Genomic DNA, 16,159 nt, shown 5'->3' with positions numbered 1-16,159 from the left:
TTCTTGTTTTACGGCTAAGCGAAAGCAATTAAGGCTGTAACATAATCTATAATCAATGCTAATCTATTTCGATCAGGACCAGTAGTCGGAAAGCTTAACTGAGCATTGACCCTTCGGCAAGCTACCATTAACATATTCTAAAGAAAAGTCGTCATTGCGAGGAGGAAGGACGAAGCAATCTTTCGTGCTAGTGATCCTTGCCGTAAAGATTGCTTTCCCGAAGGTCGGGACAGGCTGTTGGCTGAAAAAGCCTTCTCGCAATGACGATTACGCGCAGCCTATAACCCTAATATTCGATTACAACCTTACCAATAGTTTTTCCGCTTTCTAATAAGCGGTGTGCTTCTTTTAGGTTTTCTGCTGTAAATCCTTTCAGTATGCTATTTAACGTTGTTTTAAGCGTGCCATTGTCAAAAAGTTCGGCAAGTTTATTTAAAATATGGTGTTGCGCTTCCATATCATCGGTTTGATACATCGAACGGGTGTACATCAATTCCCATGAAAAAGTAACACTTTTGTTTTTTAACTTATTCAGTGCAATAGGAGTGGCTGAACCGGTAATGGAAACAATATGGCCTTGTGGTTTGATCAATTCTACTATGGCATCCCAATAGCCATTTAAATCAACAAAATCTAGGATAAAGTCTACTTCCTGATAACCTGCTGAACGTATTTCTTCAACCAGGTTTTTATGGTCTACTACCAAATCGGCTCCCATAGCCAGACACCATTCTTTGGTTTCTGTACGCGAAGCTGTGGTAATTACCTTTAGTCCGCTTATTTTTTTTGCGAGCTGTATGGCAATTGAACCTACGCCACCGGCACCCCCAATAATAAGTATACTTTTTCCTTTATCTTTTTGCTCGCTGATGCGGATACGATCGTATAATGATTCCCATGCTGTAAGTGCAGTTAAGGGCATAGCAGCAGCTTCGGTATTGCTAAGTGTACTTGGCTTTAAGCCTACAATACGCTCATCTATTAATTGATATTCGGCATTGCTTCCACTGCGCGTAAGGTCGCCAGCATAATAAACCGCATCACCAGGCTTAAAAAAAGTAACTGCTTCTCCAACTGCTTCTACCGTTCCGGTCGCATCCCAGCCAATCACTTTCGGTGTTTCCAGCACGGTATCTTTAGCACTGTTTTGGCGAACCTTATAATCTACCGGATTTACACTGATTGCATTTATCTTAACCAGTATATCGCGTCCGCTAGGTTGTGGAACAGCTGTTTCAAATTCGATAAAACTTTCTTCTGCCGAAATGGGTAATGAGGTTTTAAATCCTATAGCTTTCATGATGTCTTTATATTAATATACAATTTTATAATTTCTGTAAGGCAAATATAAACTGATATAGTGTTATTATTCAGTATAAATTTGCTTTTAATTGGTAAATTTGCGCTATTGGTTAGCACAAAATGAATAGAGAAACTTTATACGAACCTTTTGAAATTGTTTATAAAAAGCTAGACGAATGTCCGAAAGAAGGCCATAAACATTTATTTTTTGAACTGATATATATTTTATCGGGCACAGGAAAGCAATGCATCAATAACAATAAATTTGATTATTATGCCGGCCATATGTTTCTGATTACGCCGGAAGATTGCCATTCGTTTGAGATAGAAACCACTACCGAATTTTTCTTTCTACGTTTCGGAAATGTATACATCCGCTCGAAGGATTTTCGTACCGATGATGTACAACGGATGGAGTATATCCTGCAGAATGCCAGTCATCAACCAGGCTGTATCCTAAAAAATTTTTCAGATAAACCTTTTATCCGGTCGCTTATTGATGCAATGATGGCCGAATATGTAAACCGCGATCTATATAACAAAGAGTTAATTGCGAAAATGGTAGATACGATGATTGTTGTGGTAGCCCGAAATATTGCCAAATACCTGCCAGCTGCCATTAAAGAAGATGCCGAAGGGAAAACTCTGGCCTTACTAAACTATATCCAGGCGAATATTTATAACCCGGAGAAATTAAGGGCCGAAAAACTGAGCAGCCGGTTTGGTATATCTGAGAATTACTTTGGTAAGTATTTCAAGAAACATACCAACGAAACGCTTCAGCAATATATAGCCAATTTAAGGATTAAACTGGTTGAGGCACGGTTACGTTTCAGTAACATGCGGATCAATGAAATTGCCTATGAGTTGGGCTTTACAGACGAAAGCCATTTGAATAAATTTTTTAAATCGCAGAGAGGATTAAGCCTTAAAGCTTTTAGAAATTCGCTTGTGGTTTAAATACAACTTACAGTTGCTAAAAAGCAACAAAAAGTAGCGTAATTACAACTATAACGATCGGTTGATTTGCTGAATCTGGCTAAGCGGCTAAATGTTTTAGAATTATTTTCACAGTGAGTAAGTTTCATTTCTTTGCTTTTTGAAAGGCACGAAGAATCACATAGAATATTCTGACACCAAAGCAATTCTTTTCCAAATGCCCGAAGGAGATCAAACACATAATTCAAATTTTAAGTGGGTAATTATTTATTAAATATTACCCACTTAGGTATAACTAAAAATTAATTCAAAGCGTTCTTTCACGACTATTTAGTAGAATCTATTTATGAGACGGCCACTAAATAATTTGGTCGGGAATATTAATTTTTAAATGATTTTAAAAATGTCAAATTTGGATCCTTTATTAGAGGTTTAAAGATCAGTTTTCTAACAATTTTCTCTTCACCAGAGGGCGTTTCAAGTTCAAGTTGGTAAATACGGCCACCAAATTTTGATTCTAGGTTTGGTGCAAATGACGGTTCTGAAGCTGTGTATGGCTTTCTTAAATATGCTGTAAATATTTGCCCTTTCATTTGTCCGGTGTTAGGAGTGAAGACAATTTTCTTTAATGTCAAACCATCCAGCTTAATTTCTGATTCATCAAATTTTTCCCCGTTATAATACTTGAAGTTAATTTCGAAACCATTCACTTTACTCTGAAATGGTAAAAATTTAAGATTTGTCTTTTTACTTAAATTTTCTATAGTTGCGTACTTCTTATTGTTAAAATCAATGATATTATAGCCACTTGCAACGATTTTTCTACTTTGTTTGTTAAGAAAGTCGGTATCACTTATAGTTTTAAGAAGTTCCAGTACCATTGAGTTGTTCACAAACAAGGTATCCTGCTTATAAATTGTCATTGAATTGTTCTTATTGCTGCCAAAATAGATGGTGTGTACATAAAGACCTTGTAGCTTGAGATCATTTTTTTGTGCAAGCACGCTCTTTGAAACAAAAAACATGCTTATCGTTAGGTAGATTATTTTAATCATTAAAATTCATTAATTGCCTTTCCACCGCTTTGAACATTTTTGTCGCGCTTACAACCCTAGATGATTGAACTTCTGATCCAATGCCCATGAAAGAAACTCTTCCTCCAGTATAGGTCCAGAAATTATATATCCCGAATAGTCTGTATGATTAAGTTCTTCATAACTAAGCAAAGCCGTAAATCCATATAAACTACTTCCCAAGTGTAACAAACTTTCTATTGAATATCTATATCCTACTGAAGGATCATGTTCCATTATTACATATGTAAGCCGCATCGAATATAAGTATTAAGGATGTCTTATTATTACATCGAAAATGCGCATTACACATAGAGGTGTATTTTCAGTATAGATCGGTTAAAATCCTTGACGTAATGATTGGCAACACTTAAAAACGTATCTTTACGCTCTACCTTCGCCCTTACGAATAAATATTACAAAGCTATTAAAACCTTGGTTAATTGCGTATCAAAATAAAATACAGCTTGTTGAGCAGCCTGAAAACCGAAATTATTGTTGGCCCTAAATTTATGATCCATTTTCCATCCATAGATTCCGGAAATTTTGGATAAAGTAATATAATCTTATAGCCCTTCCATACCAGGAGTTATCCCTCAAGGTTGAACCTACCTACAGGCCTCGAATGGCTTTCATCCAACAATTTCCTTTCGGTGCTGAATTCCCCAGTCCGTCAGATTGTTGATTATGGTCTGTAGCGTTTTACCATGCTTGGTAAGCTCGTATTGAATGGTGACAGGATGCGTGTCTAAAACTGTTCTTTTGACCAATTTGTTTATCTCCAGTTCTTTCAATTCCTTACTGAGCATTTTATTTGAAATTCCGATAACATCATTTAAAATGTCGGAAAATCTCCGTTTATTATAATGGCATATCGATGAAATGATGTAGATTTTCCATTTTCCACTTAAAACATCCATCGAATCATGGATGGCCATCATCTCTTTTTTACGATCATTTTGATCTATTGGTTTGCACTCCATATGTTACTTTGTTACCTCTAGGTTACTGTTACTTTTTGAAACAAAGTAACTAAAATATATTAACATAGCATAACTTTGTTGCTCAATAATTCAATAAGCAATAAAATGAGTAGATTAAAAAATAGGGTGGCTATTGTTACCGGGGCATCAAAAGGAATAGGTGCCGCCATAGCCCGTCATTTTGCCGCAGAGGGTGCGAAAGTGGTTGTAAATTATGCATCAAGCAAAGAAGACGCCGATAAAGTTGTTAAAACGATTACAGATAACGGTGGAACTGCTATTGCTATACAGGGCGATATATCAAATCAGGCTGATGTAAGCAAGTTATTTGAAGAAACAAAAGAAGCTTTCGGTACATTGGATATCCTGGTAAATAATGCAGGTATTTACCAATACTTACCTATTGAACAGGTATCAGAGGAATCTTTTCATCAGCAGTTCAATATTAATGTTTTAGGTTCTGTTTTTACCATTCAGGGAGCTTTAAAGCTGTTCGGCAATAAGGGTGGGAATATCATCAATATCAGTTCAGGTGCAAGTAATACCCCTTTACCAACAGGGAGTGTATATTCTGCAACCAAGGCAGCATTGGATGCCGTAACCATTGCTTTATCGAAGGAGCTTAGTGGCAGAAATATCCGTATCAATTCTATTTTGCCCGGTGTTGTGGAAACAGAGGGTTCGCACAGTGCAGGATTTATTGGGAGTGAATTTGAAGCCAGATTAGTTGCCACCACACCGCTTGGACGTACCGGGCAGCCGGAAGATATAGCAAAAGTGGCCGTATTTCTTGCCTCCGACGAGGCGGCATGGATAACAGGAGAAAAAATTTCGGTTTCAGGAGGTATTTACGGAATATAACAGATAACTAAAGATGAATAAATTAAAAAATAAGGTCGCTGTTATTACCGGCGGCAACAGTGGGATTGGTTTTGGAATTGCGGAAGCTTTCAAAAATGAAGGAGCAGTAGGTGTAATTACCGGCAGAAACCAGGCCACTTTGGACCGTTCGGTCGCGGAACTAGGCGAAGATTTTGTGGGGGTAACAGGAGATGTAACCGTTAACAAAGATATGGAAAACATTTTCAGGAAAACCATTGAGCGGTTTGGCAAGATCGATGTCCTCGTAGTAAATGCCGGAGGTATTGTTGATGGTATGCCGATGGCCGCAATCAATGATGTTACCGAGGAAAACTATGACAGTTATATGGATCTCAATCTGAAAAGCACCTATTTCACCGTCCAAAAATCCCTGCCTTACCTAAATGACGGTGCATCGGTTATCTTGATAGGATCTAGCGCTGCTCATCGGGCTGCACCCGGGATGACCATTTACGGAGCGGCAAAAGCAGCTGTCATATCGCTTGCCAAAGGTTTATCTTTGGATTTACTACCCAGAAAAATAAGGGTGAATACGCTTTCGCCCGGATCTATTGATACCCCGGTTTTCGGAAAGATCGTCCCCGAAGAGCAATTGGATCAAGTGAAGCAGATGTGGATCGATATTACACCAGTTGGTAGGCAAGGATTGCCTTCGGATATCGGAAATGCTGCTGTATTTCTGGCATCTGATGATTCATCCTTTATAGTGGGTACGGAAATTCTTTCCGACGGTGGTCTCACCAATATCAGCCTGATGAAATAGGAGAGAAAACGAAAACGTGCTTTTACCTATGAACCTTCGAACGGACAGTTTGAGGGTTCATTCGTTACTGGTTTGAATAATACCCCGATTTTAAACTGCATTCAGGCCTTTTAAAAGAAACAGCCTTCTGTTTTCAGAACTTTCAGTCATGTAAATAAAACTTAACTGAAATTAAGAAGACTTAAAATAACTTTTTAATTTAAAGACTTCCTGAATTCCAAGGGGGGGGAAATATTCAAGTTAATATAGTATATGACTTAGCAATTTTTTTAGACATAAAAAAAACGGGTCTATTAAGACCCGTTTTTTCATTTGGCGGAAAGCGAGGGATTCGAACCCCCGGACCTGTTACAGTCAACAGTTTTCAAGACTGCCGCATTCGACCACTCTGCCAGCTTTCCGGAGGCAAAAGTACGAACTCCGGTTAAATCTGCAAACTATGAATGCTTTTTTTTTATATAAACTTGATAATTACTTAACACAGAGGGAGAAAAAATTATTTCTTCTGGATATTTTCTTCAATTGGCTCCGATTTTTTGAACAAATTAAAGGTAGGGCGGATAATTTTTACACTTCTTTTGCTCACATCAACACTGGCATTGAGCTCAAAACCGATCAATAAAATCAAAGAATTAAGGTAAAGCCAGATCATGACTACAATTAATGTTCCGATAGAACCATATACTTTGTTGTAGGAAGCAAAATGGTTAATGTAAAAAGAAAAACCCCAAATAGTAAGGAAAGCTAAAATGGTAGCCAGCCAGGAACCTGCACTAAAGAAACGCCATTTTTTAGAATGTGCCGGCCCGTATCGATATAAGATAGATACCGTTAAAAAATATAAAATAGCCAGTAGTGCCCACTGGGTAAACTGTACGGCAAAGGCCAGGAAACTACCTTTAATGTGGAGTTCGTTTGTGATCTTATTCAGTAAAACTTCTCCCAGAGTCATGGCGCTGATGCAGATGATGATCGAAAAGCAGATAATGATTGTTAAAACGAGTGCAATTAAGCGTTGTTTTAACCAGCCCCTGGTTTCGATAATCAATGATGATTTGTTAAAAGCCTTCATTAAATTTTTAACCCCATTGGTGGCAAAAAATATGGCCGATAAAAAACCGAAAGATAGTAAGCCTCTGTTCTGGTTTTTAATAATGTCTTTTAATGTGGTTTCAAAGGCATCAAAAGCATTATGCGGCAGTACAAGCTGTATTAAGTTTAGCAGTTGATCCTGGAAACCTTTGATTGGAATAAAGGGAATTAAGGTAAACAGGAAGATAATACCAGGGAAGATAGCCAGCATAAAACTGTAAGCTAAAGATGATGATTTGTTTACCAAAGCATCTTTGCCAATTTCACGAAAGAAAAATGTAGCTACAGTGTACAATGGAAGTGGGCTAAAACCAGGCAAAACGCATCCCTTCGTCCATTCGATAAATCTAGAATAGAGTTTAAGATGTAACAATTGCCTATGTAACCATTCCATTGTATTTATTAATTAAAAAACACCGATAGTTTTTCCATAAAATTTTCGGGTGGATTTGTAGGTTTATTTTTCTTCATATCAACAAAAACCAGTGTAGTGGTCCCAATGTTTATGAGCTCTTCTTTTTCGTTATACAACTCATACTCGAAAAAGATCCTGATGCCTGGCAAGGTTTTGATGATTGTTTTTACGGTAATTTCCTGGTCGTAAAGGGCAGGTTTAATGTATTTGCACTTTAATTCCAAAACAGGCATCATAATTCCGTCAGCCTCCATCGAGCTATAGCTCATACCCAAACTGCGCAACATTTCTACCCGGCCTACTTCGTAGTATTGTGCATAATTGCCATAATACATATAGCCCATCTGATCGGTTTCGCCATACCGAACCCTGATTTTTGTACTGTGGCTATACATTATTTAAAAATGTTTCTTTTGTTTAAAGCTTCACGATATTTCTTTGCATTGATTTCGTGCTGCGCTTTATTTTCAGCAAAATTATGGTAGCCAGAAAAATCTTCTTTGGCACACATGTAAATATAATTGTTGTTGTCGCGGTTTAATACAGCATCAATTGCATTAATACTTGGCATCATAATCGGTCCCGGAGGCAAACCAGCGTACTTATAAGTGTTGTAAAGCGATTGTACCTGTAATAATTTTCCGGTTACCCTTTTCACTGTAAAATCGTTGTTTGCAAAAATCACCGTCGGATCAGCCTGTAACAATATGCCTTTATTCAAACGGTTTAAATACAAACCCGCTATAATGGGCATTTCTTTGTCGTAAAGTGCCTCTGCATCAACAATAGAAGCCAGGGTATATACCTGTACTGGAGTCAGGTTTAAACTTGCTGCTTTTTGTTTCCGCTCGGCTGTCCAGAATTTATCATATTCCTTGTGCATGCGTTCAAAAAAATCAACCGGCGAAATATTCCAGTACATTTCGTAAGTATTCGGGATAAACATCGCGTAAACATTATCCTGGTTAAAACCATATTTGCTAATCAGTGCAGTAGAATCTAAAACATTGATAAAACTTAATGAATCGGCTTCCAGGTTGCTGGCCAGATATGCAGCAAAATTTTCTTTCTTGCGGATGTTGTGAAATTTCAATTTAACCGGATCCTGATTTCCTGCTTTAATTAAGTTAATCAAACTGCGGTTGGTCATTCCTTTGGTTAAACGGTAACGTCCGGGTTTAACACTTGTAGCTAAATTCATTTTTCCGGCAGCTGCAGTAAAAGAAGAGATGCTTTTTACCAGATCTTTCTTTTTAATTTCTGCGATCAGATCATCGTAGCTGCTTCCGGTTTTGATATATAGATATTTTTGGTTTTCGGTAACGTTAGGGGCAAAGTAAAGCCTGTAAATATTTAACGCAAAGTAACCAGCAATTAAAATAACAACAAGTGCAATAACGATTGCCACTTTTTTGCCTGTACTCATGTTCTTTTTTTCTACTTCAGTCATCTGTAATATGATACGTGATTTATTGTTGTTTGTTAGATAGGGTAATGTTAATCTTTGTGCCTATAGCCACTTTGGTTAACGAATCAACCAGCATAGGATCTTGTTTAATAATAATAGCGGCAGCACTATCGGTAATGGGCCCATCGTAAATAATAGTCCCTAAACTCAGGTTCGAACCTCTTAGGCTAAATTTCGCTTCATCCATTGTTAATCCCATTAGTTGTGGAATATCTACTTCTTCGTTTCCACGTCCATCGCCCAGTACCAGGTTAATTCTCGAGCCAACAGGCACAATCTGTCCGGCAGCTATGGGCTGACCACCAAAGGAGGCTTCTAAAACCACGTCGCGGCTTACATCTGGTTTATACGTTGTATCTCCAAGTTTTAATCTCGAACTCTCTATAATAGCCTGTGCTTCTCTTAAGGTCTTAAACGCTATATCAGGGAATTTTGTATTCGGTGTTTTACCTGCATTAATGGTTAAGTAAATGGTACGGTTATCTTTAACAAAAGTATTGGGATCAGGATCCTGATCTATTACAATTCCTGCAGGCTGATCCATAATAAAAACAGAATCTACTTCATATTTTAATCCGGCATCTTCGAGTTTCTTAACTGCCTGCTCAAAAGATAAGCCTTTTACCATAGGCACATTTAGGCCTTGTCCGTGTTTGGTATAATATCTTAAACTAAAAAAAGCGACCAATAGAAGCACCACAACCGTTACTATTGCAGCTAAAATATTGTTTCTAAACGATTTGGTTTTTAAATAATCTATAAATTTAGACATGAATCTTAATTTGGGTTATGCGTACAAGCTCAAATGTAACTATTTTAATGATTGATTGAATTATAGAATCCATTTCCTCATTCCATCATGCTCTAATTCCTTCATTCAACCATTGAATAAATTCTCTCCTTCAATATTATTAAAGCACAAAGATATTTATATTTTTGAGGATATATTTATATTCAATTTCTATTTATAAAAGGATTTTTAACATGAAGAAAACGATAGCATTGTTAACAGGCGGTACCACAGGCGAATGGGTAGTTTCGGTGAAAAGCGCAGCCACCATTGCTCAAAATATCGATCCCGATTTATACGATGTGTATAAGATTATGCTGAACGAAAAGGGCTGGTTTTATGAGCCTGCCGATTCTGTTAAAATTGAAATTGATAAAAATGATTTTTCCTTAACGCTCGAAGGAAGAAAAATTAAGTTCGACGGTGTTTTTATTGCTATCCATGGTTCGCCCGGTGAGGATGGAAAGTTACAGGGCTATTTCGATATGTTAGGTATCCGGTACACTGCCTGCGATGCATTAACTTCATCAATTACGATGAATAAAGGTTACACCAAAGCTGTTGTAGAAGGTATTGATAACCTGTACACCGCAAAATCTGTTCAGATATTTAAAGGTGGAAACTATAACTTAAATCAAATCAAGCAAGATTTAAGGTTGCCTTATTTTGTTAAACCAAATAGTGGGGGCAGTAGTATTGGCATGAGTAAGGTAAAACATGCCGATGATCTGGAAAGTGCTATAGAAAAAGCTTTTAAAGAAGATGATCAGATTTTAATTGAGGAGTTTGTTAGTGGTAGAGAGTTTTCGATAGGCATTTTTGGCGCTGAAGGAAAAGTTATTGTTTTGCCAACTACAGAAGTGATTCCGGCAAATGAGTTTTTTGATTTCGAAGCCAAATATACGCCCGGTGCAACTGAAGAAATTACACCCGGTAGAATGACTGAAGAAGAGGTGAACCGCGTGCAGCAGGTGGTAAAGGATGTATATAAGAAGCTAAACTGCAGGGGAGTGGTACGTGTTGATTATTTCCTGGAAGAAGGAACCGGTAAGTTTTATTTTATCGAAATCAATACCATTCCCGGGCAAACAGCAACCAGTTTTATTCCACAACAGGTAGCGGCAATGGGCATTACACTGAAAGAGTTTTATACCCGTTTAATGAAAGAAACATTAGGTTAGTCTTCATAAACCTGATCATTGTTAGAACCAGATAGTAAAAACACAATAATTTAGGGAATAGCGCGCGTTGTAAATCTTTATTGTATTAGTTAGCTATTGGAACCATAGCCTTAAGATTTTCATATGCACCTACCGTGTGGACACATCTTTTGAAATTCCATTAGCATTGACCGTCATTGCCAGCTTGACTGGCAATCTTAATACAATAGAAAGGTTAGTGAGTCGTTTGTGAAGCCTTAAGATTCCCGTTTTCACGGGAATGACGCAAGATCTTCTAATATTTTTTATCACCCAAATACCCACTATTCCGAAAAAGCCTAAATGACGATGAACTTCCAAAAACTGATTGATAAAGGCTTAAAAGTTAAAAGCTATCCTAAAGATTCGGTTATTTACGAGCCTGGTAAGCAGCCGCGCTATGTGTACTTTATTAAATCAGGTGAGGTAAGAATGGTTACTGTTAGCGATGAAGGAAAGGAATTTATTCAAGGGGTTTTTAAAACGGGCCAGTATTTTGGCGAACCTGCATTATTAATCAACAGGCCTTATTTAGCTTTTACCATCACCAATAAAGATTCGCAGCTAATTGCTGTAAATAAAGAAGATTTCTTTGATCTGATCAAAAACGAGCCCGATTTTAGCATGGAGCTGATCCGTACTTTAAGTAACCGTCTTTTTTATAAATCGATGATGCTGGAAGAACTGGCGAGTGAAAAGGCTGAGCATAGATTATTAACGATTATCAATTACCTTCTCGACGATATTGCACTAGGTGAAAATTTAAAGGTAACGCGACAGGAATTAGCCGATATGACCGGTTTAAGGGTAGAAACAGTTATCCGTGGCACTAAAATACTGGCCGAAAAAGGCCTGATCAAAACCATTAAAGGGAAAATAGTAAAGGTTTAGTGTTTATTGGGAAAGTATTAATGAACCCATGACAAATTTACAATAAACAAATGACCAATGAACTAGTGAACCAATATACTAATACCTCAAACATGATGCAGATCATAAATTAGTTTTTAATTTTAGCCTTACCTTTGTGGTATTAAATTAGAAGATTATGGCTGAGTTATCTAAATTTCAAGCGTTTTTACAGTGTAAATGTCCACGCTGCCGTAAAGGAGATATCTTTACTGGAAGTGCTTATTCTTTCAGATTACAAAAAACTAATATTGCCTGTCCGCATTGCAATTTAAAATTTGAGCGTGAGCCAGGATTTTTCTATGTAGCGATGTTTGTAAGTTATGCCATGAATGTTGCAGAAATTATTACCATTGGAGTAGCATCATATGTTTTAGGCTTGCCTTTAGTTTATGAAAACCTGTGGTATTATGTAGGTTTAATCTTAACAGGTGTTTTATTGTTATCACCAATTAATTATCGTTATTCGAGGGTTATTTTACTTCATTACCTTACACCAGGCCTGCATTATGTTCCAGGAAGTGGGGATTAATAAATTATAGATAGGAGAGCGGATAATTTTAAATAGTCCGCCCGCCCTTTTTTAGCTATTTCTTCATTGGGTGCTGAACATATTCTGATAATCTGACAACCTTTCCATTTTTCAATTTAATATCGTTAAACAAAGCTACTGTATCGGTTTTACCTTCTTTTGTTGTAGAAACCTGGTTGTACCACAAACTTACCCATTCTTCACTTTTATCTTTATTTATAACCGATTCCATGTCTTGCATCTCGATTTTAAAGCCTTTCATTTTGTCGAATTCACCCTGTAATTCTTTCAGGAGCTGAGGTTTTGTCCCTTTAAATTTGTAACCATCCAGTTCTAAGGCCACACTGTCCGCAAGCACCTTGCTCATACTGGCTGTATCCAAATTTTCGAATGTTTTAATAAGGGTCATTGCGGTTACCGCATTTTTTGTATCGGGGTTCATTTCCCAATTTTGTACCTGTTTAATAGTATAGGGGTACTTTGTACTATCTGCAGCTACTGCCATATCGGTAGTTTTAGCTTCCCTATTTTCGCATGCTGCAAAAAGTAAGGTAGCCATGATGAGGGATGATAATTTCTTCATGATAATTAGTTTATTGGTTTGATTAAATATAACTAATTACTTGAATATTAATTGAAGGTGTACAGTTTTTGTTCGTGGGTTTACATACTGGAATAAAATACAACAGCTATTTAAATAAATAACAAAACGTGAATCCTGTTCAAAGTATTGGTTGTTAAAATGATCTTAACAGTTTATACCATAATGCGGATAAAATATAACACAAGTGTCTTATAATTATTTTTTTATTAGAAAATGAGTGTTCGGTCATGCTTCGGGAACAGCAGTCCCGTTATTCGCTATAGCTCCGATAAAAGATCGGAGGCTGCCGCTTCTACCGGGTTTATAGAACAAGAGCTTGCATAAAAAGTCACCAATCCTTATTGTAAACGAGGACTATTTTAAGTTTCTGTATAGTTCTATGATTTTTCTATTGCGGTCGAATAACGATTGAAATTAATTATTTATGGTACTGTTAATACAATCTACCAAAGCTTTTACTTTTATTTCGGAGGTGAGTTCGTAACGATATTCATCCTCAATACTGCCCATTTTGGTTTCCGTATTTCTGAATTCCATTTTACTTGGCACAAATTCCTTTGCTGAGGCATGGAATTGCGTGGCACCTGTTTGATTAATAAGATTTTTTATATTGCTTTCATTTATGCCAGCGCCGGGCATGATGGTAATCCGGCCATTGGCCTTTTTTACAAGCTGCGCCAGTTTTTCTGCCCCCTGGATTGCAGAAGAAGCACCTCCTGAGGTAAGTACCCTTTTTATGTTGAGTGCAATTAAATCTTCCAGGGCCTGATCCATATCGTTACTCATATCAAATGCCCTGTGGAAAGCTACCTCCATAGGTTTGGCCAGCTCAATTAATTCAGCACACCGTTCTTTATCGATAGTGCCATCTGCTTTAAGTATTCCGGTAACTATACCTTCGCAATTTAATGATCTGCAGATTTTTATATCTTCTTTCATTAATTCAAACTCCACTTCGGAATACAGAAAATCGCCTCCACGCGGACGGATAATTGGCCAAACTTCAATGGATAGGTTTTTCTTAGCCAGAGCAATTTGAGCATAACTTGGCGTGGTACCACCTTCAGCCAGGTTATCACAAAACTCTACTCTTTTCGCTCCGCCATTTTGGGCAGCTAATGCCGATTGATAAGAATTAGCACATACTTCTAAGCAACCCATTGCCACTTCACTCATTATATTAGATTTAAATGTATATTATTCATGCGGACCTGCTGGCCCTAAAACTACCCATCCCTTTGGCGATTTGTAGGTATTAAGCAACTGTACAGATTTCCCGCCATCTGGATACCAGCATACTTCTGTAATTACCCAATGCGTTTCGTCAACTTTTTTACGTTCGGGAAAAGCATTTTGGACAGTAGAAAAATCAGGGAAGCCATGTTCTTCTATATTATTGATGAAAGATAGTTTAAGTACTTCAGCGGTTTCGTTGATGATATCCTGATCAATCTCTATCTTCATTACAGAAAGTAAGGATTTCGCTTCTTCAAAAAAATCTTTACAGGCTATGGCGGCATCAATATCTTTGTTGTTGTAAGCTTTCTCGATCGCCAGAATGGCGCCTTCTGGTGTTTCGAGATCAGCTTTGAAATGATCAACGCCCTCATCAATATATAAACCTATGCTGTTATCAAACGCTGCTTTCTCTTTTTCTGCAATGCCATCCCTAATGGCCCGAATGGTATAACCGCCAATTAATCTTCCGTTTTCAATAATCATCCAATCCGAGATTAAATCGCGCTTTATGCCGATTTTTTGATTAAATTTTATGGAGCGAATGTTTACCGGTTCGTTTCCAACGGTGCCAAATAAGTTCCCTTCATCATCAAAGTGTGGATCTGTTAACCAGATATGTTCGCCTTCATCACCATCTGTAATAAGCACTTTAACAGAAAAATAGTTTTGGTAAGGTTGTTTGTTTTTTAAACTTTCTTCAAAATACCACAGGGTTAAATTGGCTTTTTCAATCGCCCAGTTCATGCGTTGGTCTTCGTTCGGCACATAAACCATATCTGGCTCACCCTCGCGCTCGGCAACGTTTTTCTTTCCGAAAATTTTAGATAATAATCCCATTTACCGTTTCATTTTTGTTAATCGTTTGGGAAAATTCAACATATTAATAATAGCTTTTGCCTTTGATTAAAAGATCTTGTTTTTCTGCGTTGCAAACGGCATAACTAAAACCCTTCTGAATGGCATAAGCACCATATTCGCCTTTTTTGTTGATGGCTAAAAATCCTACCTGTATATTTTTGGCAGTTTCGGGTTTCTTTTTAATAATACGCATTACCGCTTCTTTACAGGCGGCTTCGGGGGCATAACCCTGACGCATTAATTCTACCACCAAAAATGATCCAACGTTTCTTACCACCTCTTCACCTACACCAGTTGAAGTTGCACCACCCACTTCATTGTCTACATAAAGGCCAGCGCCAATAATCGGACTGTCGCCAATTCTCCCATGTAATTTATAGGCCATACCACTGGTGGTACAGGCACCAGAAATGTTTCCTTTAACATCAATAGCCAGCATACCAATGGTATCGTGGTTATATTGGTTTCCAGGGAGTTTTTGTGGCGCAGCTTTCTGGTAGAGCTTATTTTCGATATTCATTACTGGCGCATATTTCGCTGTCTTTAACCACTCTTTCCAGGCTTTTTCGCTTGCGGGTGTAAGTAAGTTTTCCTTTTTAAACCCCTGTTCCAAAGCAAACTGCAAGGCACCATCACCAGCCAACATCACATGTGGTGTTTTTTCCATCACTTTACGTGCAACCGAGATAGGGTGTTTAATATATTCGAGTGCTAAAACGGCTCCACAGTTACCGAGTTCATCCATAATACAGGCATCGAGGGTAACACGGCCATCGCGATCTGGCAAACCGCCGTATCCGACTGATTGATTCTTTTCATCAGCTTCGGGCACCCAAACGCCCTGTTCTACAGCATCTAAGGCACGTCCACCGGCTGATAGAACCTTCCATGCATCAGCATTAGCCGCAATTCCAAAGTCCCAGGTAGAAATTACTATCGGAAAATTTTCTGCTTTTGTTTCTTCATGCGGAATTACATTTGCAATACTACTTTTATCAATGGCCAGCAATCCAGCCGATAGGGCAGATGCTTTTATAAATTTGCGGCGGTTAAACATGTGTGTGCTTATTGTTTGTGATGGTTAATTGTTTAACTGGTTAAATGCTAAATT

General features: G+C 37.7%; 17 protein-coding genes and 1 tRNA gene. 6 read left to right on the top strand and 12 right to left on the bottom strand.

Annotated elements, in window-relative coordinates; translation table 11 throughout:
- Positions 1-286: 286 nt before the first annotated feature.
- Complete coding sequence (locus AC07VK_RS06045; RefSeq protein WP_492959046.1) at positions 287-1,300, bottom strand: zinc-binding alcohol dehydrogenase family protein; 1,014 nt, start codon at positions 1,298-1,300, stop codon at positions 287-289.
- 122 nt (positions 1,301-1,422) lie between these two features.
- Here AC07VK_RS06045 and AC07VK_RS06040 point away from each other — a divergent pair, with 122 nt between their 5' ends.
- Positions 1,423-2,262, top strand: a complete 840-nt coding sequence (locus AC07VK_RS06040; RefSeq protein WP_492952270.1) for an AraC family transcriptional regulator — start codon at positions 1,423-1,425, stop codon at positions 2,260-2,262.
- Positions 2,263-2,621: 359 nt separating this feature from the next.
- On the opposite strand, the gene AC07VK_RS06035 is transcribed toward AC07VK_RS06040, so the two are convergent.
- Together AC07VK_RS06035 and AC07VK_RS06030 are read right to left on the bottom strand one after the other, a co-directional pair.
- Entirely contained in the window at positions 2,622-3,296 is a 675-nt protein-coding gene (locus AC07VK_RS06035) for a hypothetical protein (protein ID WP_492952271.1), read from the bottom strand.
- Positions 3,297-3,946: 650 nt separating this feature from the next.
- Positions 3,947-4,297: a winged helix-turn-helix transcriptional regulator gene (locus tag AC07VK_RS06030; protein WP_057934749.1), complete on the bottom strand. Its 351-nt coding sequence runs from the start codon at positions 4,295-4,297 to the stop codon at positions 3,947-3,949.
- Between the two features lie 105 nt (positions 4,298-4,402).
- Between AC07VK_RS06030 and AC07VK_RS06025 the strand changes: the two genes are divergently transcribed.
- Positions 4,403-5,158: an SDR family NAD(P)-dependent oxidoreductase gene (locus tag AC07VK_RS06025; RefSeq protein ID WP_492959044.1), complete on the top strand. Its 756-nt coding sequence runs from the start codon at positions 4,403-4,405 to the stop codon at positions 5,156-5,158.
- A gap of 13 nt (positions 5,159-5,171) precedes the next feature.
- A complete protein-coding gene (locus tag AC07VK_RS06020) occupies positions 5,172-5,942 on the top strand; it encodes a glucose 1-dehydrogenase (protein ID WP_492959042.1) in 771 nt (256 codons plus the stop codon).
- A gap of 313 nt (positions 5,943-6,255) precedes the next feature.
- Here the strand turns inward: AC07VK_RS06020 and AC07VK_RS06015 are convergent.
- The 5 genes from AC07VK_RS06015 to AC07VK_RS05995 form a co-directional block, all read right to left on the bottom strand.
- A tRNA-Ser gene (locus tag AC07VK_RS06015) sits at positions 6,256-6,343 on the bottom strand.
- A gap of 95 nt (positions 6,344-6,438) precedes the next feature.
- Positions 6,439-7,428: a YihY/virulence factor BrkB family protein gene (locus AC07VK_RS06010; RefSeq protein WP_492952274.1), complete on the bottom strand. Its 990-nt coding sequence runs from the start codon at positions 7,426-7,428 to the stop codon at positions 6,439-6,441.
- An 8-nt stretch (positions 7,429-7,436) separates the two neighbouring features.
- Positions 7,437-7,844, bottom strand: coding sequence for an acyl-CoA thioesterase (locus tag AC07VK_RS06005; protein WP_492952275.1), 408 nt, complete (start codon positions 7,842-7,844; stop codon positions 7,437-7,439).
- Positions 7,844-8,899 carry an endolytic transglycosylase MltG gene (gene mltG, locus AC07VK_RS06000; protein ID WP_492959040.1) on the bottom strand — a complete coding sequence of 352 codons (1,056 nt, stop codon included), beginning with the start codon at positions 8,897-8,899 and terminating at the stop codon, positions 7,844-7,846. Before mltG ends, AC07VK_RS06005 begins: the two co-directional genes overlap by 1 nt.
- A 19-nt stretch (positions 8,900-8,918) precedes the next feature.
- Positions 8,919-9,689 (bottom strand): PASTA domain-containing protein, encoded by a 771-nt coding sequence (locus tag AC07VK_RS05995; protein ID WP_492959038.1) that lies wholly within the window; start codon positions 9,687-9,689, stop codon positions 8,919-8,921.
- Positions 9,690-9,901: 212 nt separating this feature from the next.
- On the opposite strand from AC07VK_RS05995, the gene AC07VK_RS05990 reads away from it, so the two are divergent.
- The 3 genes from AC07VK_RS05990 to AC07VK_RS05980 all read left to right on the top strand — a co-directional run bounded on the left by AC07VK_RS05990 (position 9,902) and on the right by AC07VK_RS05980 (position 12,347).
- Complete coding sequence (locus AC07VK_RS05990) at positions 9,902-10,888, top strand: D-alanine--D-alanine ligase (RefSeq protein WP_492959036.1); 987 nt, start codon at positions 9,902-9,904, stop codon at positions 10,886-10,888.
- Positions 10,889-11,215: 327 nt separating this feature from the next.
- On the top strand, positions 11,216-11,797 hold the full coding sequence (locus tag AC07VK_RS05985; protein WP_492952279.1) for a Crp/Fnr family transcriptional regulator: 582 nt from the start codon (positions 11,216-11,218) through the stop codon (positions 11,795-11,797).
- Positions 11,798-11,954: 157 nt separating this feature from the next.
- Positions 11,955-12,347, top strand: coding sequence for a DUF983 domain-containing protein (locus tag AC07VK_RS05980; RefSeq protein WP_492959034.1), 393 nt, complete (start codon positions 11,955-11,957; stop codon positions 12,345-12,347).
- Positions 12,348-12,402: 55 nt separating this feature from the next.
- On the opposite strand, the gene AC07VK_RS05975 is transcribed toward AC07VK_RS05980, so the two are convergent.
- The 4 genes from AC07VK_RS05975 to AC07VK_RS05960 form a co-directional block, all read right to left on the bottom strand.
- Positions 12,403-12,930 (bottom strand): hypothetical protein, encoded by a 528-nt coding sequence (locus AC07VK_RS05975; protein WP_492959032.1) that lies wholly within the window; start codon positions 12,928-12,930, stop codon positions 12,403-12,405.
- Positions 12,931-13,365: 435 nt separating this feature from the next.
- Positions 13,366-14,127 carry a copper homeostasis protein CutC gene (locus tag AC07VK_RS05970; protein WP_492959030.1) on the bottom strand — a complete coding sequence of 254 codons (762 nt, stop codon included), beginning with the start codon at positions 14,125-14,127 and terminating at the stop codon, positions 13,366-13,368.
- A gap of 21 nt (positions 14,128-14,148) precedes the next feature.
- The gene (locus AC07VK_RS05965; protein ID WP_492959028.1) at positions 14,149-15,027 is read right to left on the bottom strand and encodes a YegJ family protein; all 879 of its coding nucleotides are present in this window, start codon (positions 15,025-15,027) and stop codon (positions 14,149-14,151) included.
- Positions 15,028-15,070: 43 nt separating this feature from the next.
- A complete protein-coding gene (locus AC07VK_RS05960; protein ID WP_492959027.1) occupies positions 15,071-16,105 on the bottom strand; it encodes a glycosylasparaginase in 1,035 nt (344 codons plus the stop codon).
- Positions 16,106-16,159 lie beyond the last annotated feature (54 nt).

The sequence above is a fragment of the Pedobacter sp. GW821-FHT01D05 genome, assembly GCF_059422505.1.
Note: the sequence above shows the minus strand (reverse complement) of the source record. Positions and strands in the feature narration are given on the sequence as shown.